Annotated in this window: 16 protein-coding genes, 4 tRNA genes, 3 rRNA genes and 1 riboswitch; of the genes, 18 read left to right on the top strand and 5 right to left on the bottom strand. The window is 53.7% G+C overall.

Annotated elements, in window-relative coordinates; all coding sequences use genetic code 11:
* Positions 1–6 precede the first annotated feature (6 nt).
* Positions 7–363 carry a YijD family membrane protein gene (locus E2F51_RS08030; RefSeq protein ID WP_013200215.1) on the top strand — a complete coding sequence of 119 codons (357 nt, stop codon included), beginning with the start codon at positions 7–9 and terminating at the stop codon, positions 361–363.
* 27 nt (positions 364–390) lie between these two features.
* Here E2F51_RS08030 and trmA read toward each other — a convergent pair whose 3' ends face one another.
* A complete protein-coding gene (gene trmA, locus E2F51_RS08035) occupies positions 391–1,491 on the bottom strand; it encodes a tRNA (uridine(54)-C5)-methyltransferase TrmA (RefSeq protein WP_134823171.1) in 1,101 nt (366 codons plus the stop codon).
* A 125-nt stretch (positions 1,492–1,616) separates the two neighbouring features.
* Positions 1,617–1,796, top strand: a riboswitch (cobalamin riboswitch).
* A 71-nt stretch (positions 1,797–1,867) separates the two neighbouring features.
* Between trmA and btuB the strand changes: the two genes are divergently transcribed.
* The 9 genes from btuB (at position 1,868) to E2F51_RS08080 (ending at position 10,552) form a co-directional block, all read left to right on the top strand.
* Positions 1,868–3,742 carry a TonB-dependent vitamin B12 receptor BtuB gene (gene btuB / locus E2F51_RS08040; RefSeq protein WP_134823172.1) on the top strand — a complete coding sequence of 625 codons (1,875 nt, stop codon included), beginning with the start codon at positions 1,868–1,870 and terminating at the stop codon, positions 3,740–3,742.
* Positions 3,687–4,538 (top strand): glutamate racemase, encoded by an 852-nt coding sequence (gene murI, locus E2F51_RS08045; RefSeq protein WP_134823173.1) that lies wholly within the window; start codon positions 3,687–3,689, stop codon positions 4,536–4,538. Before btuB ends, murI begins: the two co-directional genes overlap by 56 nt.
* Before the next feature lie 376 nt (positions 4,539–4,914).
* A 16S ribosomal RNA gene (locus tag E2F51_RS08050) occupies positions 4,915–6,455 on the top strand.
* Between the two features lie 75 nt (positions 6,456–6,530).
* Positions 6,531–6,607 (top strand) — tRNA-Ile (locus tag E2F51_RS08055).
* Between the two features lie 155 nt (positions 6,608–6,762).
* A tRNA-Ala gene (locus tag E2F51_RS08060) sits at positions 6,763–6,838 on the top strand.
* A 200-nt stretch (positions 6,839–7,038) separates the two neighbouring features.
* Positions 7,039–9,946: ribosomal RNA gene (locus tag E2F51_RS08065) — 23S ribosomal RNA — on the top strand.
* A 229-nt stretch (positions 9,947–10,175) separates the two neighbouring features.
* Positions 10,176–10,291, top strand: a 5S ribosomal RNA gene (rrf, locus tag E2F51_RS08070).
* The 16S, 23S and 5S rRNA genes sit together here with 4 tRNA genes alongside, the layout of an rRNA operon.
* 101 nt (positions 10,292–10,392) lie before the next feature.
* Positions 10,393–10,469 (top strand) — tRNA-Asp (locus tag E2F51_RS08075).
* A gap of 7 nt (positions 10,470–10,476) precedes the next feature.
* Positions 10,477–10,552, top strand: a tRNA-Trp gene (locus E2F51_RS08080).
* Between the two features lie 143 nt (positions 10,553–10,695).
* On the opposite strand, the gene hdfR is transcribed toward E2F51_RS08080, so the two are convergent.
* A complete protein-coding gene (gene hdfR, locus E2F51_RS08085; protein WP_041692181.1) occupies positions 10,696–11,520 on the bottom strand; it encodes an HTH-type transcriptional regulator HdfR in 825 nt (274 codons plus the stop codon).
* 121 nt (positions 11,521–11,641) lie between these two features.
* On the opposite strand from hdfR, the gene E2F51_RS08090 reads away from it, so the two are divergent.
* Positions 11,642–11,980 (top strand): DUF413 domain-containing protein, encoded by a 339-nt coding sequence (locus E2F51_RS08090; protein WP_013200220.1) that lies wholly within the window; start codon positions 11,642–11,644, stop codon positions 11,978–11,980.
* A gap of 25 nt (positions 11,981–12,005) precedes the next feature.
* On the opposite strand, the gene E2F51_RS08095 is transcribed toward E2F51_RS08090, so the two are convergent.
* Entirely contained in the window at positions 12,006–13,526 is a 1,521-nt protein-coding gene (locus E2F51_RS08095; protein WP_134823174.1) for a YifB family Mg chelatase-like AAA ATPase, read from the bottom strand.
* A gap of 345 nt (positions 13,527–13,871) precedes the next feature.
* On the opposite strand from E2F51_RS08095, the gene ilvL reads away from it, so the two are divergent.
* The 6 genes from ilvL to ilvA all read left to right on the top strand — a co-directional run bounded on the left by ilvL (position 13,872) and on the right by ilvA (position 20,421).
* Positions 13,872–13,970 (top strand): ilv operon leader peptide, encoded by a 99-nt coding sequence (ilvL, locus tag E2F51_RS08100; RefSeq protein WP_071822090.1) that lies wholly within the window; start codon positions 13,872–13,874, stop codon positions 13,968–13,970.
* A gap of 140 nt (positions 13,971–14,110) precedes the next feature.
* A complete protein-coding gene (gene ilvG, locus E2F51_RS08105; protein ID WP_134823175.1) occupies positions 14,111–15,757 on the top strand; it encodes an acetolactate synthase 2 catalytic subunit in 1,647 nt (548 codons plus the stop codon).
* On the top strand, positions 15,754–16,011 hold the full coding sequence (gene ilvM / locus E2F51_RS08110) for an acetolactate synthase 2 small subunit (RefSeq protein WP_041691853.1): 258 nt from the start codon (positions 15,754–15,756) through the stop codon (positions 16,009–16,011). Before ilvG ends, ilvM begins: the two co-directional genes overlap by 4 nt.
* A gap of 19 nt (positions 16,012–16,030) precedes the next feature.
* Positions 16,031–16,957 (top strand): branched-chain amino acid transaminase, encoded by a 927-nt coding sequence (locus E2F51_RS08115; RefSeq protein ID WP_013200223.1) that lies wholly within the window; start codon positions 16,031–16,033, stop codon positions 16,955–16,957.
* A gap of 63 nt (positions 16,958–17,020) precedes the next feature.
* A complete protein-coding gene (gene ilvD, locus E2F51_RS08120; RefSeq protein ID WP_013200224.1) occupies positions 17,021–18,871 on the top strand; it encodes a dihydroxy-acid dehydratase in 1,851 nt (616 codons plus the stop codon).
* A gap of 5 nt (positions 18,872–18,876) precedes the next feature.
* Positions 18,877–20,421, top strand: a complete 1,545-nt coding sequence (gene ilvA / locus E2F51_RS08125) for a threonine ammonia-lyase, biosynthetic (protein ID WP_134823176.1) — start codon at positions 18,877–18,879, stop codon at positions 20,419–20,421.
* Here the strand turns inward: ilvA and ilvY are convergent, their stop codons facing one another.
* Positions 20,422–21,303 carry an HTH-type transcriptional activator IlvY gene (ilvY, locus tag E2F51_RS08130; RefSeq protein ID WP_013200226.1) on the bottom strand — a complete coding sequence of 294 codons (882 nt, stop codon included), beginning with the start codon at positions 21,301–21,303 and terminating at the stop codon, positions 20,422–20,424.
* Between the two features lie 164 nt (positions 21,304–21,467).
* Here ilvY and ilvC point away from each other — a divergent pair, with 164 nt between their 5' ends.
* Positions 21,468–22,946, top strand: a complete 1,479-nt coding sequence (gene ilvC / locus E2F51_RS08135) for a ketol-acid reductoisomerase (protein ID WP_013200227.1) — start codon at positions 21,468–21,470, stop codon at positions 22,944–22,946.
* 85 nt (positions 22,947–23,031) lie between these two features.
* On the opposite strand, the gene ppiC is transcribed toward ilvC, so the two are convergent.
* Positions 23,032–23,313: a peptidylprolyl isomerase PpiC gene (gene ppiC, locus E2F51_RS08140; RefSeq protein WP_013200228.1), complete on the bottom strand. Its 282-nt coding sequence runs from the start codon at positions 23,311–23,313 to the stop codon at positions 23,032–23,034.
* Between the last annotated feature and the right edge of the window lie 29 nt (positions 23,314–23,342).

The raw sequence follows: 23,342 nt of genomic DNA on the forward strand, positions 1-23,342 counted from the left end.
AGTGACATGAGTTTAGCGCCTGGCCGTGACAGAGGTACGCTGTTGCTGGCATTTCTTACCGGTTTGTCGATCAACGGGACGTTTTCGGTGTTATTCAGTTCCCTTGTGCCGTTCTCAATTTTTCCGCTTATCGCGCTTGGCCTGGCGGCCTGGTGCCTGCATCAACGCTATCTTAACCGCTCAATGCCGGATGGCATGCCTTCACTGGCCGCCGCTTTTTTTCTGCTTGGTATCCTGCTTTACAGCGCCATTGTGCGCGCGGAATACCCGGAAATCGGCTCTAACTTTATCCCGACCATCCTGATGGTAGCGCTGGTGTTCTGGATTGGGCTGAAGCTGCGTACGCGCAAAAGCCAGGAGTAAAATGGGCGACTGAGGTCGCCCAACCTTTTAGCGTCGGGTCAGCAGAACGCCGCACTCCATATGGTGGGTATACGGGAACTGATCGAACAGCGCCAGCTTCTCAACCGTGTGCGTTTCTGACAGTGTGGCCAGGTTTTCGCACAGCGTTTGCGGGTTGCAGGAGATATAAAGGATGCGCGGGTAAGCCTGCACCATTTTCACCGTATCGGCATCCAGCCCACTGCGCGGCGGATCGACGAAGATCGTCTCGCACTGATAGCTCTGCAAATCGATGCCTTCCAGACGCCTGAACTGGCGCTTCCCTTTCATTGCTTCGGTAAACTCTTCCGCTGACATGCGGATGATCTGCACGTTATCAATATTGTTCACCGCAATATTGTACTGAGCTGAGGCCACCGACGGTTTCGCGATTTCAGTCGCCAGCACGCGGTTAAAGTTGCGGGCCAGCGCCAGCGAGAAATTGCCGTTACCGCAATACAGCTCCAGCAAATCCCCGGATGAATCTTTGGTGACTTCCAGCGCCCACTCCAGCATCTGAATATTCATCGCCGCATTCGGCTGGGTGAAGCTGTTTTCGACCTGACGATAGATAATGTCTTTTCCGGCAACCGGTAAACACTCATCAACGTAATCGCGATCCAGGCAGATTTTGGTCTTGGTGGCGCGACCAATCAGCTGTACGTCAAAGCCTTCTGCCCGCAGCGCATCCCGCAGGGCTTCCGCTTCCTGCTGCCACTCTTCGGTCAGAGCACGGTGATACAGCATTGAAACCACGATCTGGTTGCTCAGCGTGGACAGATAATCGACCTGGAAAAGCTTGTGGCGCAGCGTTTTGTTATCGCGAACGGCGGCAATCAGGCGTGGCATCAGCGCATTGATTAACTGGCTGGCCGCCGGGAAGCTGTCAACCCGAATCCGCTCGCGGGTCTGTTGATCAAAGATGATGTGATACAGGTCATCCCCTTCATGCCAGAGACGAAACTCCGCGCGCATACGGTAATGGCTGACCGGTGAACGAAATACGTCAACTTCCGGAGCCGCAAACGGGGTCATCAACGTCTGCAGACGGGTAACCTTTTCCTCAAGTTGGGCATCATAGTGTTCAATGGGCAGCTGTTCGGGCGTCATGCGTTTTCCTGGGTTGAAGGGCTTTTATTGCCGGGCGATTGTAGGCATCTGGCACTCAATGTCCAGTATTGTGCAGTTTCGCTGGGTTTTGGATGTCTGGATATCTGGACTTCTCTCATTGTTGAACATAAGATGCGATTTCCGGCCTTTCAAACAGTTAAAAGGGAATCCAGTACCAAGCTGGAGCTGACGCGCAGCGGTAGGGAATGTCTTGGCGAACGTAATTCAGACACTGTCTCCGGATGGGAAGTCTTCGCCATTTATGATTCCGAGCCCGAAGACCTGCCGGTATTACGTCGCAATTCCTGTGACCATCGCGTGCTATCGGTCGCAGGCCTGCGGCATCCTGCATGAATTTATGGATGCTTTGTCAAAAATGATAATTAATAAAACCCCACTGTTGGCTTTTAGCGCAACGGCGATTTCCCTCTGGGCGCAAAATGGCTTTGCACAGGATGCGGATAATACGCTGGTCACCACGGCGAATCGCTTTGCGCAGCCTGTTTCTTCGGTATTAGCTCCGACTACGGTTGTCACCCGGGAAGAAATTGACCGTTGGCAGTCCAAAAGCGTTGCGGATGTGATGCGTCGTCTCCCTGGTGTTGATATCGCGCAATACGGGGGCCTGGGACAGCAGAGCTCGTTGTTTATCCGTGGTACCGAATCCCGCCATGTGCTGGTGCTGATTGATGGTGTCCGTCTGAACCAGGCCGGTATCAGCGGCTCTTCCGACCTCAGCCAGATCCCCATTTCACTTGTCCAGCGTATTGAATATGTCCGTGGCGCGCGTTCTGCCGTATACGGTTCAGATGCGATTGGCGGTGTGGTTAACATTATTACCGGCCGCAGCAAGCCAGGTACGACGCTTACTGCCGGCGTCGGCTCGAATGGCTATCAGTCTTATGATGGTTCGACCCAGCAGATGCTTGGACCGAACACCCGGGTGACCCTGGCAGGTAACTATACCTATACCAAGGGTTATGACGTGGTTGCCAACTATCCTGATGTCTACGGTGACCCGGCACAGAAAGATCGTGATGGATTTATGAGTAAATCCCTCTACGGCTCGGTAGAACAACAGTTTAGTGACGAGCTGAGCGGTTTTGTGCGTGGCTATGGCTACGACAACCGCACCGCGTACGATAGCAGCCTCAGTTATAACGTTCCCGGCGCACTGGTTGATACCCGTCAGCTTTACAGCCAGACGTGGGATACCGGGCTGCGCTTTAACCGTGACATCTATTCCACTCAGCTGATTGCCAGCTACAGCCATACCAAGGATTACAATTACGATCCGCGTCTGGGACGTTATGCCGATCCCGCCACGCTGGATGATGTTGAGCAGTACAACCTGCAATGGGGTAACACCGTTGCTGTCGGTTACGGCACCGTCAGCGCCGGCGTGGACTGGCAGAAGCAAACGTCAGAGCCGAACACCAGTACTGTTACTGAAGGGCAGGAACAACGTAACACCGGCGTGTATGCCACGGCACAACAAAAGCTGGGCAGCGTCACGCTGGAAGGGGCAGTTCGTGGCGATGACAACAATACCTTCGGCTGGCATAACACCTGGCAAACCAGTGCCGCGTGGGAGTTTGTTGATGGTTACAGCGTCTTCGCCTCTTACGGTACCGCGTTTAAGGCACCAAATCTGAGCCAGTTATACAGTGGAGTCTATGGTAACCGCGATCTGGACCCGGAAAAAAGCAAGCAGTGGGAAGGAGGCTTCGAAGGGCTGACCGGTCCGGTTAACTGGCGCCTGTCGGGTTATCGCAACGACATTGATAACCTGATTGACAGCGATCCAACCACGTTCCGTTATTACAATATCGATAAAGCCACTATTAAAGGTGTAGAGGCTACCGCGTCATTCGATACCGGCCCACTGAGCCATACCGTTTCTTATGACTATGTGGAGCCGCGTGACGGCAATACCAACGAAATCCTTGTTCGTCGTGCTAAGCAGCAGGTTAAGTACCAGCTGGATTACACGATTTATGATTTTGACTGGTCACTCAGCTATCAATACCTGGGCGAGCGTTACGATAAGGACTTCAATACCTCTTATACTACCCGCACCGTCAAACTGGGTGGCGTGAGCCTGTGGGATCTCGCCGTTTCGTATCCGGTCACGTCTCAGCTGACCGTTCGTGGTAGAATAGCCAACCTGTTCGATAAAGATTACGAGACAGTTTATGGCTATCAAACTCCAGGAAGGGAGTATTACCTCAGCGGCAGCTACACCTTCTAAAGAGCGTCCTACCGTGCTGGTTTTTGACTCCGGCGTCGGTGGGCTTTCAGTCTATGAAGAGCTCCGGCAGCTGATGCCGGAGCTCCACTACCTTTATGCCTTCGATAACGTGGCCTTTCCTTATGGTGAAAAGTCTGAAGAGTTCATCGTTCATCGCGTTGTCGATATCGTCGAGGCTGTCACCCGTCGCTACCCGCTGGCGTTAGTGGTGATAGCCTGTAACTCTGCCAGTACCGTTACCCTCCCAGCACTTCGTGCCCGTTTTGACTTCCCTGTTGTTGGCGTTGTGCCCGCGATTAAACCGGCTGCCCGCTTGACCCGTAATGGCATCGTCGGATTACTGGCGACGCGAGGTACGGTTAAGCGTCCTTATACTCACGAGCTGGTGGCGCGTTTTGCCAGTGAATGTAAAACGGAAATGTTGGGATCGGCAGAGCTGGTTGAGCTGGCTGAAGCGAAGCTGCAAGGCAAGCCCGTTCCGCTGGAAGAGGTTCGCCGCATTTTGCAGCCGTGGCTGCGAATGAAAGAACCGCCGGATACCGTCGTGCTGGGCTGTACCCACTTTCCTCTGTTAAATGAGGAGTTACAGCAGGTATTGCCGGAAGGGACGCGTTTAGTGGATTCAGGCGCGGCGATAGCGCGTCGTACGGCCTGGTTATTAGAAAATGAATCCCCTGCAGCTTTTTCTGCCGACAGCAATATCGCTTTCTGCATGGACATCACCGAGCAGGCAGTACAATTAATGCCCGTTTTGAAGCGTTATGGCTTCGAAAAGCTCGAAAAACTGGCACTTTAGTCGGTTTGTGAGTGAAAAATAATCGGTTGAAAAGTTTTTTGCATTTAGCGCTTGTCAGACTCCAGAAAATCCCTATACTGCGCCTCCACTGACACGGAACAACGACTTACAGGTCGCCGGGTCAGGAAGAGAAAAGTGAGAAAATTCCTTGACTCTTCAGCGGGAAAGCGTAATATCTGCACCCCGCGCCACACGAGATTATGTGGCACTGCTCTTTAACAATTTATCAGACAATCTGTGTGGGCACTCGCAGGATTGATATCAGCGCCGCAAGGCGCAAAAAAAATATCAAGCCTTAAGAGTGAACACATAATGAAATTCATTATGACGTTTTACACTTGAGCACCGCTGAACTTGTTTCAGCAAATCGAACTTTTAATTGAAGAGTTTGATCATGGCTCAGATTGAACGCTGGCGGCAGGCCTAACACATGCAAGTCGAACGGTAGCACAGAGAGCTTGCTCTCGGGTGACGAGTGGCGGACGGGTGAGTAATGTCTGGGAAACTGCCTGATGGAGGGGGATAACTACTGGAAACGGTAGCTAATACCGCATAACGTCTTCGGACCAAAGTGGGGGACCTTCGGGCCTCACACCATCGGATGTGCCCAGATGGGATTAGCTAGTAGGTGGGGTAATGGCTCACCTAGGCGACGATCCCTAGCTGGTCTGAGAGGATGACCAGCCACACTGGAACTGAGACACGGTCCAGACTCCTACGGGAGGCAGCAGTGGGGAATATTGCACAATGGGCGCAAGCCTGATGCAGCCATGCCGCGTGTATGAAGAAGGCCTTCGGGTTGTAAAGTACTTTCAGCGGGGAGGAAGGCGATAAGGTTAATAACCTTGTCGATTGACGTTACCCGCAGAAGAAGCACCGGCTAACTCCGTGCCAGCAGCCGCGGTAATACGGAGGGTGCAAGCGTTAATCGGAATTACTGGGCGTAAAGCGCACGCAGGCGGTCTGTCAAGTCAGATGTGAAATCCCCGGGCTTAACCTGGGAACTGCATTTGAAACTGGCAGGCTAGAGTCTTGTAGAGGGGGGTAGAATTCCAGGTGTAGCGGTGAAATGCGTAGAGATCTGGAGGAATACCGGTGGCGAAGGCGGCCCCCTGGACAAAGACTGACGCTCAGGTGCGAAAGCGTGGGGAGCAAACAGGATTAGATACCCTGGTAGTCCACGCCGTAAACGATGTCGACTTGGAGGTTGTGCCCTTGAGGCGTGGCTTCCGGAGCTAACGCGTTAAGTCGACCGCCTGGGGAGTACGGCCGCAAGGTTAAAACTCAAATGAATTGACGGGGGCCCGCACAAGCGGTGGAGCATGTGGTTTAATTCGATGCAACGCGAAGAACCTTACCTGGCCTTGACATCCACGGAATTCGGCAGAGATGCCTTAGTGCCTTCGGGAACCGTGAGACAGGTGCTGCATGGCTGTCGTCAGCTCGTGTTGTGAAATGTTGGGTTAAGTCCCGCAACGAGCGCAACCCTTATCCTTTGTTGCCAGCGAGTAATGTCGGGAACTCAAAGGAGACTGCCGGTGACAAACCGGAGGAAGGTGGGGATGACGTCAAGTCATCATGGCCCTTACGGCCAGGGCTACACACGTGCTACAATGGCGCATACAAAGAGAAGCGAACTCGCGAGAGCAAGCGGACCTCACAAAGTGCGTCGTAGTCCGGATCGGAGTCTGCAACTCGACTCCGTGAAGTCGGAATCGCTAGTAATCGTAGATCAGAATGCTACGGTGAATACGTTCCCGGGCCTTGTACACACCGCCCGTCACACCATGGGAGTGGGTTGCAAAAGAAGTAGGTAGCTTAACCTTCGGGAGGGCGCTTACCACTTTGTGATTCATGACTGGGGTGAAGTCGTAACAAGGTAACCGTAGGGGAACCTGCGGTTGGATCACCTCCTTACCTGAAGATACTCTCCCGCGTAGTGTCCACAACAGATTGTCTGATAGAAAAGTAACGAGCAGAAAAAACCTCTACAGGCTTGTAGCTCAGGTGGTTAGAGCGCACCCCTGATAAGGGTGAGGTCGGTGGTTCAAGTCCACTCAGGCCTACCAAATTTTCACTCATGCTGCGTTATGTTTCCGGCTTGCATAGTGAACTATGCGGCGCGAAAACATGCCTTGCCTGAGCAAAAATTAACATTTGTCGCCTGACGGTGGCTGATGAACTCACGTTGAGTGGTAGTAGATGGTCTCTGCAGTAACTGTATGGGGCTATAGCTCAGCTGGGAGAGCGCCTGCCTTGCACGCAGGAGGTCAGCGGTTCGATCCCGCTTAGCTCCACCATGCAGTTTTCTGACAATACTTCAGAGCGTACCGGCAACGGTGTGCTGCGAAGTATTATGCTCTTTAACAATCCGGAACAAGCTGAAAATTGAAACGACATGTCGTTTTCATTCTCCGTAATAAGAATGAAATCAACGATATGTTCGAGTCTCTCAAATGCTTACAACAGCAGTGTCTTTCGGGACGCTTGTGGGTTGTGAGGTTAAGTGACTAAGCGTACACGGTGGATGCCTAGGCAGTCAGAGGCGATGAAGGGCGTGCTAATCTGCGATAAGCGTCGGTAAGGTGATATGAACCGCAATAACCGACGATACCCGAATGGGGAAACCCGGTGCACTTTGGTGCATCATTGCAACATGAATACATAGTGTTGCAAGGCGAACCTGGGGAACTGAAACATCTAAGTACCCAGAGGAAAAGAAATCAACCGAGATTCCCCCAGTAGCGGCGAGCGAACGGGGAACAGCCCAGAACCTGAATCAGTTTGTGCATTAGTGGAAGCGTCTGGAAAGTCGCAGGGTACAGGGTGATACTCCCGTACACAAAAATGCACTTATTGTGAGTTCGATGAGTAGGGCGGGACACGTGACATCCTGTCTGAATATGGGGGGACCATCCTCCAAGGCTAAATACTCCTGACTGACCGATAGTGAACCAGTACCGTGAGGGAAAGGCGAAAAGAACCCCGGCGAGGGGAGTGAAACAGAACCTGAAACCGTGTACGTACAAGCAGTGGGAGCACCTTCGTGGTGTGACTGCGTACCTTTTGTATAATGGGTCAGCGACTTATATTCTGTAGCAAGGTTAACCGTATAGGGGAGCCGAAGGGAAACCGAGTCTTAACTGGGCGTTAAGTTGCAGGGTATAGACCCGAAACCCGGTGATCTAGCCATGGGCAGGTTGAAGGTTGGGTAACACTAACTGGAGGACCGAACCGACTAATGTTGAAAAATTAGCGGATGACTTGTGGCTGGGGGTGAAAGGCCAATCAAACCGGGAGATAGCTGGTTCTCCCCGAAAGCTATTTAGGTAGCGCCTCGTGAACTCATCTTCGGGGGTAGAGCACTGTTTCGGCTAGGGGGCCATCCCGGCTTACCAACCCGATGCAAACTGCGAATACCGAAGAATGTTATCACGGGAGACACACGGCGGGTGCTAACGTCCGTCGTGAAGAGGGAAACAACCCAGACCGCCAGCTAAGGTCCCAAAGTCATGGTTAAGTGGGAAACGATGTGGGAAGGCACAGACAGCCAGGATGTTGGCTTAGAAGCAGCCATCATTTAAAGAAAGCGTAATAGCTCACTGGTCGAGTCGGCCTGCGCGGAAGATGTAACGGGGCTAAACCATGCACCGAAGCTGCGGCAGCGACGCTTATGCGTTGTTGGGTAGGGGAGCGTTCTGTAAGCCGTCGAAGGTGGACTGTGAGGTCTGCTGGAGGTATCAGAAGTGCGAATGCTGACATAAGTAACGATAAAGCGGGTGAAAAGCCCGCTCGCCGGAAGACCAAGGGTTCCTGTCCAACGTTAATCGGGGCAGGGTGAGTCGACCCCTAAGGCGAGGCCGAAAGGCGTAGTCGATGGGAAACAGGTTAATATTCCTGTACTCGGTGTTACTGCGAAGGGGGGACGGAGAAGGCTATGTTAGCCGGGCGACGGTTGTCCCGGTTTAAGCATGTAGGCGGAGAGTTTAGGTAAATCCGGACTCTTTTTAACGCTGAGGTGTGATGACGAGGCACTACGGTGCTGAAGTAACAAATGCCCTGCTTCCAGGAAAAGCCTCTAAGCATCAGGTAACACGGAATCGTACCCCAAACCGACACAGGTGGTCAGGTAGAGAATACCAAGGCGCTTGAGAGAACTCGGGTGAAGGAACTAGGCAAAATGGTGCCGTAACTTCGGGAGAAGGCACGCTGGCGCGTAGGTGAAGGGACTTGCTCCCGGAGCTGAAGCCAGTCGAAGATACCAGCTGGCTGCAACTGTTTATTAAAAACACAGCACTGTGCAAACACGAAAGTGGACGTATACGGTGTGACGCCTGCCCGGTGCCGGAAGGTTAATTGATGGGGTTATCCGCAAGGAGAAGCTCTTGATCGAAGCCCCGGTAAACGGCGGCCGTAACTATAACGGTCCTAAGGTAGCGAAATTCCTTGTCGGGTAAGTTCCGACCTGCACGAATGGCGTAATGATGGCCAGGCTGTCTCCACCCGAGACTCAGTGAAATTGAACTCGCTGTGAAGATGCAGTGTACCCGCGGCAAGACGGAAAGACCCCGTGAACCTTTACTATAGCTTGACACTGAATATTGAACCTTGATGTGTAGGATAGGTGGGAGGCTTTGAAGCGTGGACGCCAGTCTGCGTGGAGCCAACCTTGAAATACCACCCTTTAACGTTTGATGTTCTAACCTGGCGCCGTAATCCGGCGTGGGGACAGTGTCTGGTGGGTAGTTTGACTGGGGCGGTCTCCTCCTAAAGAGTAACGGAGGAGCACGAAGGTTAGCTAATCACGGTCGGACATCGTGAGGTTAGTGCAATGGCATAAGCTAGCTTGACTGCGAGAGTGACGGCTCGAGCAGGTGCGAAAGCAGGTCATAGTGATCCGGTGGTTCTGAATGGAAGGGCCATCGCTCAACGGATAAAAGGTACTCCGGGGATAACAGGCTGATACCGCCCAAGAGTTCATATCGACGGCGGTGTTTGGCACCTCGATGTCGGCTCATCACATCCTGGGGCTGAAGTAGGTCCCAAGGGTACGGCTGTTCGCCGTTTAAAGTGGTACGCGAGCTGGGTTTAGAACGTCGTGAGACAGTTCGGTCCCTATCTGCCGTGGGCGCTGGAAGATTGAGAGGGGTTGCTCCTAGTACGAGAGGACCGGAGTGAACGCACCACTGGTGTTCGGGTTGTCATGCCAATGGCATTGCCCGGTAGCTAAGTGCGGAAAAGATAAGCGCTGAAAGCATCTAAGCGCGAAACTTGCCTCGAGATGAATCTTCCCTGGGCCTTTAAGGCCCCTGAAGGGACGTTGAAGACTACGACGTTGATAGGCCGGGTGTGTAAGCGCAGCGATGCGTTGAGCTAACCGGTACTAATGACCCGTGAGGCTTAACCTTACAACACCAGAAGCGTTCTGGTGAGTGTCTGAGAGACACGAACAGAGATTTTCAGCTTGAACCGGATAAAGAATTATCTGTTCTGCGGACCCCGGTCCGTGGGATTTTGCTTTGTGGCAAGGCGGCAAGCGCCGTGAAGGAAGGAGCATACTGAAGTATGTGACTGAGTTTACAAGCGCGGCCAACGCGGCCACGGAGCGAAATACACAGGACAGAGCACAAGAATTTGCCTGGCGGCTTTAGCGCGGTGGTCCCACCTGACCCCATGCCGAACTCAGAAGTGAAACGCCGTAGCGCCGATGGTAGTGTGGGGTCTCCCCATGCGAGAGTAGGGAACTGCCAGGCATCAATTTAGACCATTTTATGGTCATGACCTTTCCAGTGACACGGAAAGGGCGAAACACCTGATATCAGAAGCAACATTCTGAAGTCAGTACAGAATCGGTGGAGCGGTAGTTCAGTTGGTTAGAATACCTGCCTGTCACGCAGGGGGTCGCGGGTTCGAGCCCCGTCCGTTCCGCCACCCTTTTAGGGGCGTAGTTCAATTGGTAGAGCACCGGTCTCCAAAACCGGGTGTTGGGAGTTCGAGTCTCTCCGCCCCTGCCATTAAAAATGATCCTTTGCTTCGGCAAAGGATTTTTTTTTGCCTGTAATACAGCAATTTCTGCTGCAAATTCCTCCAGTCCCCTCTCTTCAGATGAAAAAAATGGCCAGTAAACTGACCATTCTGTTCGCTTTTCATGCCCGAATTACTGCGTATTAACCGGAAATTTAATCAACTGACGAATATGCGTTTGTTGATCGCTGTTCTGTAACCACACGGCATAAAGCGGTCTGACGGCCACTGGCGTGTCCGGGATCACCACCAGATCCGGGTATTCACTTTGCCAGATGTCCGGCAAGAATGAGCAGGCTCCCGTGGTGTGCAGCAGCTGCCGGGTTAAATGGGCCGAGGTGGTCGTTAACACAGGGACGTCATCTGCACCGGCAAGATAGCTCTCATGTTGGTGAAAATCAGCGCCCCATTCCAGCTTGATATAGTCATATTTCTCACGTTTGTCCGTTTTTCGTGAACGATACAGGGTTAATGAGATATGCCCAATTTGCTGGCTGGTGAGCTCATCCATTTTCGGTGCCTCAGTGGTGATCAGCAGATCCAACTGACGCTCATGCAATTGCTTCACCAGCAGATGACGCTGAGCGACGCGCGCTTCGAGGTGCAGGCTTTCACGGTTCTCATACAGTGTCTGCAGCCAGGGCGTGAGGTAAGCCTCCCATAACGACGCACTGGCCCCTATCGACAGCTCATGATGCTGCTGGGTGTGCGAGACTTCCTTCTTTGCCATCATCCATGTGCTCATCAAACTTTCGGCGTAAGGCAACAGGCGCTCACCAGCCGAAGTCAGCCGTATGTTATTGCGGTGACGGGTAAAAAGATTCACCCCCAGCTGATTTTCAAGCTGCCTGATGCGAAAACTCACGGCCGATTGTGTGAGATAGAGCGCTTCAGCGGCACGTCCAAAGTGGCGAGTTCTGCTCACTTCAAGAAAGGTCTTCAGTAATTCCGTATCCACATCCATCTCCTAAAAAACATTTGTCGTTATGATTTAAATGTTTTGTTTTACACTCTGTCAAGCGTATCTAATACTCCGCGCCATAAATAGCACGGCCATAGAAGAGTTAGGAGCGTGTAGAATGGCGGAAAGCTTCGCAACAACTAATCGTTTTTTTGACAACAAACACTATCCGCGTGGATTCTCCCGTCATGGTGATTTCACCATCAAAGAAGCCCAACTTCTTGAGCGTTATGGTTACGCTTTTAACGAGTTGGATCTGGTAAAACGTGAGCCTGCAACGGAAGAAGAGCGTCTGTTTGTTGAGGTGTGCCGCGGCATCCGTGAGCCACAGACTGAAGCAGAGCGCGTCTGGTCCAAGTACATGAGCCGGATTAAGCGTCCTAAACGTTTCCACACCCTGTCTGGCGGTAAGCCACAGATGGAAGGTGTGGAAGATTACACGGATAGCGACGATTAAGATAAAAGGGGCTTCGGCCCCTTTTTCATTCCAGACTTTTCTGTAGATGGCTAAGTAACCTGTCGATCCCCCGATAACTTAGCGCCTCGTGCAGGTGCTCTCGCTGAATACTCTCCTTCTTTCCTAAATCTGCAATCGTGCGGGCAACCTTCAGAATACGCTGCCAGGCGCGAACTGACAGACCTAACTGATTCAACACCTCTTCGAGCCACTGCGCATCCTGCTGCGTTATCCGGCAATCGCGCTTAATTTCTTTGGGCTGAATAAGGGCATTAATCTTTCCGGCACGATCAAGCTGGCGTTGTCGGGCCGCAATCACCCTCAGCCGAATAGTGGTGCTGCTTTCACTGTTGGCGTTTTGCCTGCTCAGTGTGCCAGGTGGAAGCAGAGGGACTTCAAGCGACAGATCGAAACGATCGAGGAACGGCCCGGACAGTTTGTTGAGGTAGCGAAGCGTCTGCTGCGGCGTGCTGCGATTATGGGTACCCTGATAATGACCCGTCGGGCTGGGGTTCATTGCGGCTATTAACTGAAAGCGCGCCGGGTAGGTCACTTTCGCCCGCGCGCGTGAAATACAAATCTCACCAGACTCCAGCGGTTCTCTCAGCGCATCCAGCGTTTTACGATCAAACTCTGGCAGCTCATCCAGAAACAGAATGCCATTGTGTGCCAGCGAAATCTCGCCGGGTTTTGGCATTGAACCGCCACCGACCAGTGCATAGCGTGATGACGTGTGATGAGGGGCCCGGAATGGGCGCTGTCGCCATTGCTGATGCAGGACACCTGTGCTGACCAGGCTGGCGATGGCGGCGCTCTCCAGGGCCTCCTCATTGCTTAATGATGGCATCAACCCGGTTAGCCTGGTGGCAAGCATGGTCTTCCCTGTGCCGGGTGGCCCAATCAGTAACAGGTTATGCCCACCGGCGGCACAAATTTCCAGTGCCCGCTTCGCCTGTTGCTGACCCACGATGTCACTGAGGTCTCCTCCTTGCCAGCCTACCTCAGGTAACTCACATCGTGCCTCTTCAAGCGTTGTGTGGCCGGCCAGAAAATGGCAAACGTTTAATAGATGACCGCTCAGCAAGCTTTTCGCCTCGTGGATCATGCCGACCTCTTCAAGGTTATCGCTCGACAAGATCAGCTGGCGCTGTGCCTGAGTGGCTGCCAGCGCTGCGGGAATAGCGCCCTGTACGCCACGGAGAGCACCTGTTAAAGCTAACTCTCCCAGGAATTCATATTGCCCCAACTTCTCCGCAGGAATCTGCTCTGAGGCCGCCAGAATCGCTATTGCGATAGGAAGATCGTATCTTCCTCCTTCTTTCGGAAGATCGGCTGGCGCAAGATTGACGGTGATGCGTTTAGCGGGAAAGGTAAAGCCACAGTTGATGATGGCACTGCGTACCCGATCGCGGGCTTCTTTTACCGTCGTTTCAGGCAGACCCACCAGTGAAAGCGCGGGCAGGCCATTACTGAGATGAACTTCAACCAACACCAATGGCGCCTCGATACCAATAGCGGCTCGGGTATAGGCGAGAGATAGCGACATAGACACTCCTTGTTTATCGCAGTCTTACTTTTCAGCGGAACACTTTCGAGTGCCCGCGGCTGCTTTACCGGGCGGGCTCGCAAAGAACATCGTCCTGAGGACAGATTTTATGAGTGGCGTTCGACAGGGCTCGCAATATGAACGGTGTTTTTTTCACCTGTAGTCATTGCGCAGGGTGCGTAATGAATAATTTTCAGGATCTGGCTTATTCCCTGAATAACCATCGCTTTTTTGAATATTGCAGCGCGCAGCATAAAATAAAATGATCAAAAAAGTTGAGTTTGACTAGCTAACTGTGATAACTCTGTAGGCATTACTTCGAACAAGCGAAATTATCGAATACAAATGAAAGCCCTTCTACGAGTCGTCAGCCTAGTCATTATTAACGTCGTCGTGATTATTATCACGCCGTGCGGGGCTACGCTCGGAGAAAGAAAGGCTTAAAAATCAAGCCTGATTTCGAAAGAACCCCCGCACCGAAAGGTCCGGGGGTTTTTTTTTGGCAGGTTATCAATGACAGAGGAACAGATTATGAACAGTAGAATAAAATGCTGTTGTTCCCAGCCAGAGGCGGGGAAATAACTATGAATGGTGCTCAGTGGGTGGTTCAGGCGTTGCGTGCGCACGGTGTCGAGACAGTTTTCGGCTATCCGGGTGGGGCGATTATGCCCGTCTATGATGCGCTCTATGACGGTGGCGTCGAACACCTACTCTGTCGCCATGAGCAGGGCGCAGCAATGGCCGCTATTGGCTACGCCCGTTCTACTGGCAAAGTCGGCGTGTGTATCGCCACTTCCGGCCCGGGTGCAACGAACCTGATCACCGGCCTGGCTGATGCGATGATGGATTCTGTGCCTGTGGTAGCGATCACCGGTCAGGTTTCCTCTGCCTTTATCGGTACTGATGCGTTTCAGGAAATTGACGTGCTGGGAATGTCCCTGTCCTGCACCAAACACAGCTTCCTGGTGGAATCACTGGAAGAACTGCCAGAAGTGATGGCTGAAGCTTTCGCTATCGCGCAGTCTGGTCGTCCTGGCCCGGTACTGATCGACATTCCTAAAGATATTCAGCTGGCGAGTGGCGAGTTAACGGCTCACCTGTTGCCGGTCGAAGCCGAGACCGAGCACCCTCATCAGGAATTGCAGCTGGCAAGAGCCATGCTGGCGCAGGCGAAGAAGCCAATCCTCTATGTCGGCGGCGGTGTTGGCATGGCCGGCGCCGTTGACGCACTGCGCGCTTTCGTTAAAGAGACCGGTATTCCAACTGTTGCTACGCTTAAAGGATTGGGTACGCCCGATGCCGAAGACCCATGCTACCTGGGCATGTTAGGTATGCATGGTACCAAAGCCGCTAACTACGCAGTGCAGCAATGTGATTTGTTGATTGCCGTCGGTGCGCGCTTTGATGACCGTGTGACGGGCAAGTTAAACACCTTCGCTCCGCATGCCAGCGTGATCCATATGGACATTGACCCGGCTGAATTGAATAAACTGCGTCAGGCCCATGTGGCATTGCGCGGCGACCTGAATAAAATGCTGCCAGACTTATATCATCCGGCAGACATCAGCGCCTGGCGCGATCACGTCATCACGATGAAAGCGGAAAACGGCTGGCGTTACGATCATCCAGGTGAAGCTATCTTTGCCCCATTGTTCCTGAAGCAGTTGTCCGATCGTAAACCCGCCAGCGCTATCGTCACCACTGATGTGGGCCAGCATCAGATGTGGGCCGCACAGCATATGCTTTTCAACCGCCCGGAGAACTTCATCACCTCCAGTGGGCTGGGTACGATGGGTTTTGGCCTGCCAGCCGCCGTCGGTGCGCAGGTTGCCCGCCCGGACGATACCGTTATCTGCGTTTCCGGCGATGGTTCATTCATGATGAACGTGCAGGAACTCGGCACCATTAAACGTAAGCAGCTGCCGGTCAAAATCGTGCTGATGGATAACCAGCGTTTGGGCATGGTTCGCCAGTGGCAGCAACTGTTCTTCTCCGAGCGCTACAGCGAAACCAATTTATCCGACAATCCAGACTTCCTGACCCTGGCCAGCGCGTTTGATATCCCTGGCCAGCGCATTACCCGGAAAGACCAGGTCGACGCCGCGTTAGACGCTTTGCTGCACAGTGAAGGGCCATACATGCTCCACGTCGCCATCGACGAGCATGAAAACGTCTGGCCTTTGGTACCACCTGGTGCCAGCAACGAAAATATGATGGAGAAAACCTCATGATGCAGCATCAATTGTCTATCGAAGCCCGCTTCAGACCCGAAATACTGGAGCGGATATTGCGGGTTGTCAGACACCGTGGTTTTCAGGTGTGTGCGATGAATATGGCTTCCAGTAATAATACCGACAACATTAATATTGAAATGACCGTTGCCAGCCAGCGCTCAGTCGATTTACTGTCAACACAATTAAGCAAGCTGATGGATGTCGCGTGCGTCCAGATCCAACAACAGACAACACAACAGATCCGCGCCTGAGCGCGAAAGGAAAATAAGAATGACGAAGAAAGCTGACTTTATCTGGTTCAATGGCGAGATGGTTAAGTGGGAAGACGCGAAGGTCAGCGTGATGTCCCACGCACTGCACTACGGTACGTCTGTGTTTGAAGGCGTCCGCTGCTACGACTCGCACAAAGGCCCGGTAGTCTTCCGCCATCGTGAACATATGCAGCGCCTGCACGACTCTGCAAAAATCTATCGTTTCCCGGTCAGCCAGAGCGTTGATGAACTGATGGAAGCGTGCCGCGAAGTTCTGCGCGTCAACAAACTGAAAAGCGCTTATATCCGTCCGCTGGTCTTCGTTGGCGACGTGGGTCTGGGTGTTAACCCGCCAGAAGGCTTCAGCACCGATGTGATCATTGCCGCGTTCCCTTGGGGCGCGTACCTGGGTCCTGAAGCGCTGGAGCAGGGTATTGATGCCATGGTGTCCTCCTGGAACCGTGTGGCACCCAACACCATCCCAACTGCTGCTAAAGCGGGCGGTAACTACCTGTCCTCACTGCTGGTAGGCAGCGAAGCTCGCCGCCACGGCTATCAGGAAGGTATCGCTCTGGATACTCAGGGCTACATCTCTGAAGGTGCGGGTGAGAACCTGTTCGAAGTGAAAGAGGGCATTCTGTTTACCCCGCCATTCACCTCTTCCGCGCTGCCGGGCATTACGCGTGATGCGATCATCAAGCTGGCTAAAGACATGGGTATCGAAGTGCGTGAGCAGGTGCTGTCACGTGAATCTCTGTATCTGGCCGATGAAGTCTTCATGTCAGGTACGGCTGCTGAAATCACACCGGTTCGCAGCGTAGACGGTATCCAGGTAGGTGAAGGCAAGCGCGGCCCGGTTACTGCCCGCATTCAGTCCGCCTTCTTCGGCCTGTTCACTGGCGAAACAGAAGACAAATGGGGCTGGCTGGATTCGGTTAACCCATAATAAAAAAATACCTGAGCGGGCGTCATATGACGCCCGCGCACTATCTGATTTTGGAGTATGAGCATGCCTAAGTTACGTTCCGCTACCACCACACATGGCCGCAATATGGCCGGTGCCCGTGCCCTCTGGCGCGCCACTGGAATGACCGACGACGATTTCGGTAAGCCAATCATTGCGGTAGTTAACTCCTTTACCCAGTTCGTACCGGGCCACGTTCACCTGCGCGACATGGGGAAACTGGTCGCTGAGCAGATTGAAGCGTCCGGCGGCGTGGCAAAAGAGTTCAACACCATTGCGGTGGATGATGGGATCGCGATGGGGCATGGCGGCATGCTGTACTCCCTGCCGTCGCGTGAATTGATTGCAGACTCGGTCGAGTACATGGTGAATGCGCACTGTGCCGATGCGATGGTCTGTATCTCCAACTGCGACAAAATCACCCCGGGGATGCTGATGGCTTCCCTGCGTTTGAATATCCCCGTGATCTTCGTTTCTGGCGGCCCGATGGAAGCCGGTAAAACCAAGCTCTCTGACAAAATCATCAAGCTGGATTTGGTTGATGCCATGATCCAGGGCGCAAACCCGAACGTCAGCGATGCCGACAGCGAGCAGATCGAACGCTCCGCGTGCCCGACCTGTGGCTCCTGTTCCGGTATGTTTACCGCCAACTCGATGAACTGCCTGACCGAAGCGCTGGGCCTTTCCCAACCGGGTAACGGTTCACTGCTGGCGACTCACGCCGACCGTAAAGACCTGTTCCTGAATGCCGGTAAGCGCATTGTTGAACTGACCAAACGCTGGTATCAGCAGGATGATGAAAGCGCGCTGCCGCGTAACATCGCCAATAAAGCGGCTTTCGAGAACGCCATGACGTTGGATATCGCCATGGGCGGTTCCACCAACACCGTTCTGCACCTGCTGGCCGCTGCGCTGGAAGGTGATATCGACTTCAATATGTCAGATATCGACCGTCTGTCACGCAAAGTGCCACACCTGTGTAAAGTGGCGCCGAGCACCCCGAAATACCATATGGAAGATGTGCACCGCGCCGGTGGCGTATTCGGTATCCTCGGCGAATTAAGCCGTGCCGGCCTGATGGATCAAAGCGTCCGTAACGTGCTGGGTCTGACCCTGCAGGAAACGCTGGATCAGTACGACATCATGCTGACCAAAGATGAAGACGTGAAGAAAATGTTCCGTGCTGGCCCGGCCGGTATCCGCACCACGCAGGCGTTCTCTCAGGACTGCCGCTGGGAAACGCTGGATGACGATCGCAAAGAAGGCTGTATTCGTACGCGTGAATTCGCCTTCAGTCAGGACGGTGGTCTGGCCGTGCTGTACGGTAACCTCGCTGAAGATGGTTGCATCGTCAAAACGGCGGGCGTGGAAAAAGAGAGCCACACCTTCCGTGGTCCGGCCAAAGTTTACGAAAGCCAGGATGATGCCGTTGCGGCGATCCTGGGCGGCAAAGTGGTTGCCGGTGATGTGGTTGTAATCCGTTACGAAGGGCCTAAAGGCGGACCGGGCATGCAGGAAATGCTTTACCCGACCACCTATCTGAAATCGATGGGCCTCGGCAAAAGCTGTGCGCTGATCACCGATGGACGCTTCTCCGGCGGTACTTCCGGGCTGTCAATCGGCCATGCTTCACCAGAAGCGGCCAGCGGCGGAACCATTGCGCTGGTGAGAGACGGCGACATCATTGATATCGATATTCCTAATCGCGGCATCAAGGTTGATGTGCCAGATAACGTGCTGCATGCCCGTCGCGAAGAAGAAGAAGCCCGCGGTAGCGAGGCCTACACGCCACATGGTCGTGTGCGTGAGGTTTCCTATGCCCTGCGCGCTTATGCCTTACTGGCAACCAGTGCGGACAAAGGCGCTGTGCGTGACAAGAGCAAGCTGGGAGGCTAACAACGATGGCTGAGTCTCAACCGTTACCCGACGAGCCATGCGGCGCGGAGTATCTGCGGGCGGTTCTCCGTTCGCCGGTCTACGAAGTGGCGCAGGTGACCCCGTTGCAGAAGATGGAGAAGATCTCTTCCCGTCTGGGCAACACCATTTTGGTCAAGCGTGAAGATCGTCAGCCGGTGCACAGCTTCAAGCTGCGCGGGGCTTACGCGATGATCGCAACGTTGAATGAAGAGCAGAAAGCGCGCGGGGTGATTACCGCCTCCGCCGGCAATCATGCTCAGGGCGTGGCGTTATCGGCATCAAAGTTAGGGATTGCTTCCCTGATTGTGATGCCAGTGACTACCGCAGATATCAAAGTGGGTGCGGTGCGGGCGTTTGGCGGTGAGGCTTACCTGTTTGGTGCCAACTTTGACGAAGCGAAAGCCAAGGCCATCGAACTGGCGGAGCAGAAGGGCTACACCTTTGTGCCGCCGTTCGATCACCCGATGGTGATCGCCGGACAGGGTACGCTGGCGATGGAGCTGCTTCAGCAGGATGCGCATCTTGACCGCGTGTTCGTGCCCGTTGGCGGCGGCGGTCTGGCAGCAGGTGTTGCCGTGCTGATTAAACAGCTGATGCCGCAGATCAAAGTGATCGCGGTGGAAGCAGAAGATTCGGCCTGTCTGAAGGCGGCGCTCGACGCGGGTCATCCTGTCGATCTGGCCCGCGTTGGGGGCTTTGCTGAAGGTGTGGCGGTCAAACGCATCGGCAATGAAACCTTCCGTCTGTGCCAGGAGTATCTCGACGACATCATCACCGTCGACAGCGATGCGATATGTGCGGCGATGAAGGATTTATTTGAGGATGTCCGCGCCGTTGCCGAGCCTTCCGGGGCGCTGGCACTGGCCGGCATGAAAAAGTATATCCAACAGCACCAGATCAAAGGGGAACGTCTGGCACACGTGCTCTCTGGCGCAAACGTCAACTTCCACGGTCTGCGATATGTCTCGGAGCGTTGTGAGTTGGGTGAACAGCGCGAGGCATTGCTGGCGGTCACCATTCCGGAGCAGAAAGGCAGCTTCCTGAAGTTTTGCCAACTGCTTGGCGGTCGCTCGGTCACCGAGTTTAACTATCGCTATGCGAATGCCGATAACGCCTGCATTTTTGTTGGCGTGCGGCTGACGCGTGGGCTTGAAGAGCGCAGCGAAATCCTGCAACTGTTGCAAGAGGGCGGCTATAAAGTTGTCGACCTGTCCGACGATGAAATGGCCAAGCTGCACGTGCGTTATATGGTCGGCGGACGCCCTTCAAAACCGCTGCGTGAGCGGTTGTTCAGCTTTGAGTTCCCTGAAGCGCCGGGCGCATTACTGCGCTTCCTGCAAACGCTGGGCACACACTGGAATATTTCGTTGTTCCATTACCGCAGCCACGGCACCGACTATGGTCGGGTGCTGGCAGGCTTTGAGCTCAGCGACAGCGAGCCCCAGTTTGAAGAGCACCTGGCCGAGCTGGGCTATGATTTCCATGATGAAAGTAACAACCCGGCCTTCAGCTTCTTCCTCGCAGGCTAGTTACATCAGTGCCCAAAACGCATCGATAAGCGGCTCATTGAGCCGCTTTTTTTGTACGCAAACGCCCAGTTCGAACGGTGCGACCATCTCCACGTTATCCAGCTCAAGAATACGATTGCGCACGGACTCCGGACTGTTCTCCAGCACCACATCCGGCAGCAAAGCAATGCCACAGCCCAGCGCAACCATCGACACAATCGCTTCGTGACCAGCCACCGTGGCGTAAATCAACGGATTAGGAATGCGGCGGCGGCGGAACCATAAATCAATGCGCTGCCGGGCAGGACCCTGATCGGGCAAAATAAACGGGATCTCTGACCAGTCCGGCTCAGGTTCTGTGGCCTGAGTCCGGACCGGGCAGGGCAACGCCGGGGCAATCAACACCAGCGGGATCAGCCCAATCGGCGTAAAGCCAATACTGGCCGGCAGCGTTTCCGGCCGTCCTGCAATGGCAATATCAGCCTCTGTGCTCTGCACTTTCTCCACCGCGTCCGCGGCATCCCCGGTTGTCAGCTTAATTTCTACCAGCGGATGTTCAGCACGGAAGCGATCCAGAATCGGGGGCAAGTGGCTGTACGCCGCGGTCACGGAACAAAAAAGGCGTAGCTCACCGCTGAGTGATGGACCATTCTGCCCAATGGAATGCAGCAGATGTTGATACTGCAACAGCGTATGCTGGGCGAACTGGCGCAGCTGCTCACCTGCATCGGTCAGGGTGACCGTACGGTTATCCCGCAGGAACAAAGCCTGGCCGAGGTCTTCTTCCAGCCGCTGAATTTGTCGGGATAAGGTGGAAGGACTGACGTGCATCGCCCTTGCGCTGCGGCCAAAATGCCGGCTTTCGGCCAGATGAAGGAACAGTTTCAGATCGCGTAAGTCCATATAATTCAGGCCTCAATTTCACGTTGCAGTTTTTGCAATGTCACGTTGTTAATATATCAATTTAAGCAATGCATTTCCTGTCATATGATAAGGTTTATACAGGGTAAGCGCGAAAGGCGTTCCCTCCTTATTAAAAGACCCAAACAACCCTATACGGAGTTTCCATGGCTAACTATTTCAACACTTTGAACCTGCGCAACCAGTTGGCGCAATTAGGTAAATGCCGCTTCATGTCCCGTGAAGAATTTGCTGATGAAGCAAGCTACCTGAAAGGCAAAAAAGTCGTCATCGTTGGTTGTGGTGCTCAGGGCCTGAACCAGGGTCTGAACATGCGTGACTCCGGTCTGGATATTGCTTACGCCCTGCGTGCAGAAGCGATTGCTGAGAAGCGTGCTTCATGGCGTAAAGCGACCGAAAACGGCTTCAAAGTGGGAACCTACGAAGAGCTGATCCCGCAGGCCGACCTGGTCGTTAACCTGACGCCAGACAAGCAGCACACCTCTGTTGTTCAGGCTGTTCAGCCGCTGATGAAAGATGGCGCGGCGCTGGGTTACTCACACGGCTTCAACATCGTTGAAGTGGGCGAGCAGGTTCGTAAAGACATTACTGTAGTGATGGTTGCGCCGAAATGTCCGGGCACTGAAGTCCGTGAAGAGTACAAGCGTGGCTTCGGTGTTCCAACGCTGATTGCGGTTCACCCGGAAAACGATCCGAAAGGCGAAGGCATGGCGATTGCTAAAGCCTGGGCCGCTGCAACAGGTGGTCACCGTGCCGGTGTTCTGGAATCTTCCTTCGTTGCTGAAGTGAAATCTGACCTGATGGGCGAGCAGACAATTCTGTGCGGTATGCTGCAGGCGGGTTCACTGCTGTGCTTCGACAAGCTGGTGGCAGAAGGGACTGACCCGGCCTATGCCGAGAAACTGATTCAGTTCGGTTGGGAAACCGTGACCGAAGCGCTGAAGCAGGGCGGCATCACGCTGATGATGGATCGTCTGTCTAACCCAGCGAAAGTGCGTGCTTACGCGCTGTCTGAGCAGCTGAAAACCATCATGGCGCCACTGTTCCAGAAGCACATGGATGACATCATCTCCGGTGAATTCTCTTCCGGCATGATGGCTGACTGGGCGAACGACGATAAGAAACTGCTGGGCTGGCGTGAAGAGACCGGTAAAACGGCCTTCGAAACGGCTTCACAGTTCGAAGGTAAAATTGCAGAGCAGACGTACTTTGATGAAGGCGTGGTGATGATCGCGATGGTCAAAGCAGGCGTTGAGCTGGCATTTGAAACCATGGTTGATGCCGGCATTATCGAAGAGTCAGCTTACTATGAATCTCTGCACGAGCTGCCGTTGATCGCGAACACCATCGCGCGTAAGCGTCTGTATGAAATGAACGTGGTGATCTCTGACACGGCGGAATACGGTAACTATCTGTTCTCTTACGCGGCAGTTCCGCTGCTGAAAGAGTTTATGACTACCCTGCAGGCCGGCGATCTGGGCAAATCACAGGCGACCTCTACCGCCATCGACAACGCTCAGCTGCGTGATGTTAACGAAGCCATTCGTCACCATCCAATCGAAGCCGTTGGTAGCAAACTGCGTGGCTACATGACTGACATGAAGCGTATTGCCGTTGCCGGTTAATGCCTGACTGACGGGCTGGTTTCACTGGCCCGAAAGCAAAAAAAAGAGCGGAATCCGCTCTTTTTTTTCGTCTGTCATCCGGCAATCAGTTGCGGTACAACACCTTGATGATGTGGTAACCGAACTGGGTATGCAGAGGACCATAGGGCACGATAAGTGGGCAGGAGAACACCACTTTATCAAACGCCGGCACCATTGCGCCCTGTTTGAACTCGCCTAAATGGCCGCCTTTTTTGCCCGATGGGCAGGTGGAATGCTTCTTGGCCAGCTTTTCAAAGTCTGCGCCTTTTTCCAGCTCAGCCAGAATATCCTGAGCCAGTTTTTCTTCCTTAACAAGGATATGGAGTGCTGCTGCGGTTTTTGCCATGATCGTACCTTGAGTCGTATGGATGCTGC

This window comes from Erwinia sp. QL-Z3, from assembly GCF_004551645.1.
Lineage (GTDB): Bacteria > Pseudomonadota > Gammaproteobacteria > Enterobacterales > Enterobacteriaceae > Erwinia > Erwinia billingiae.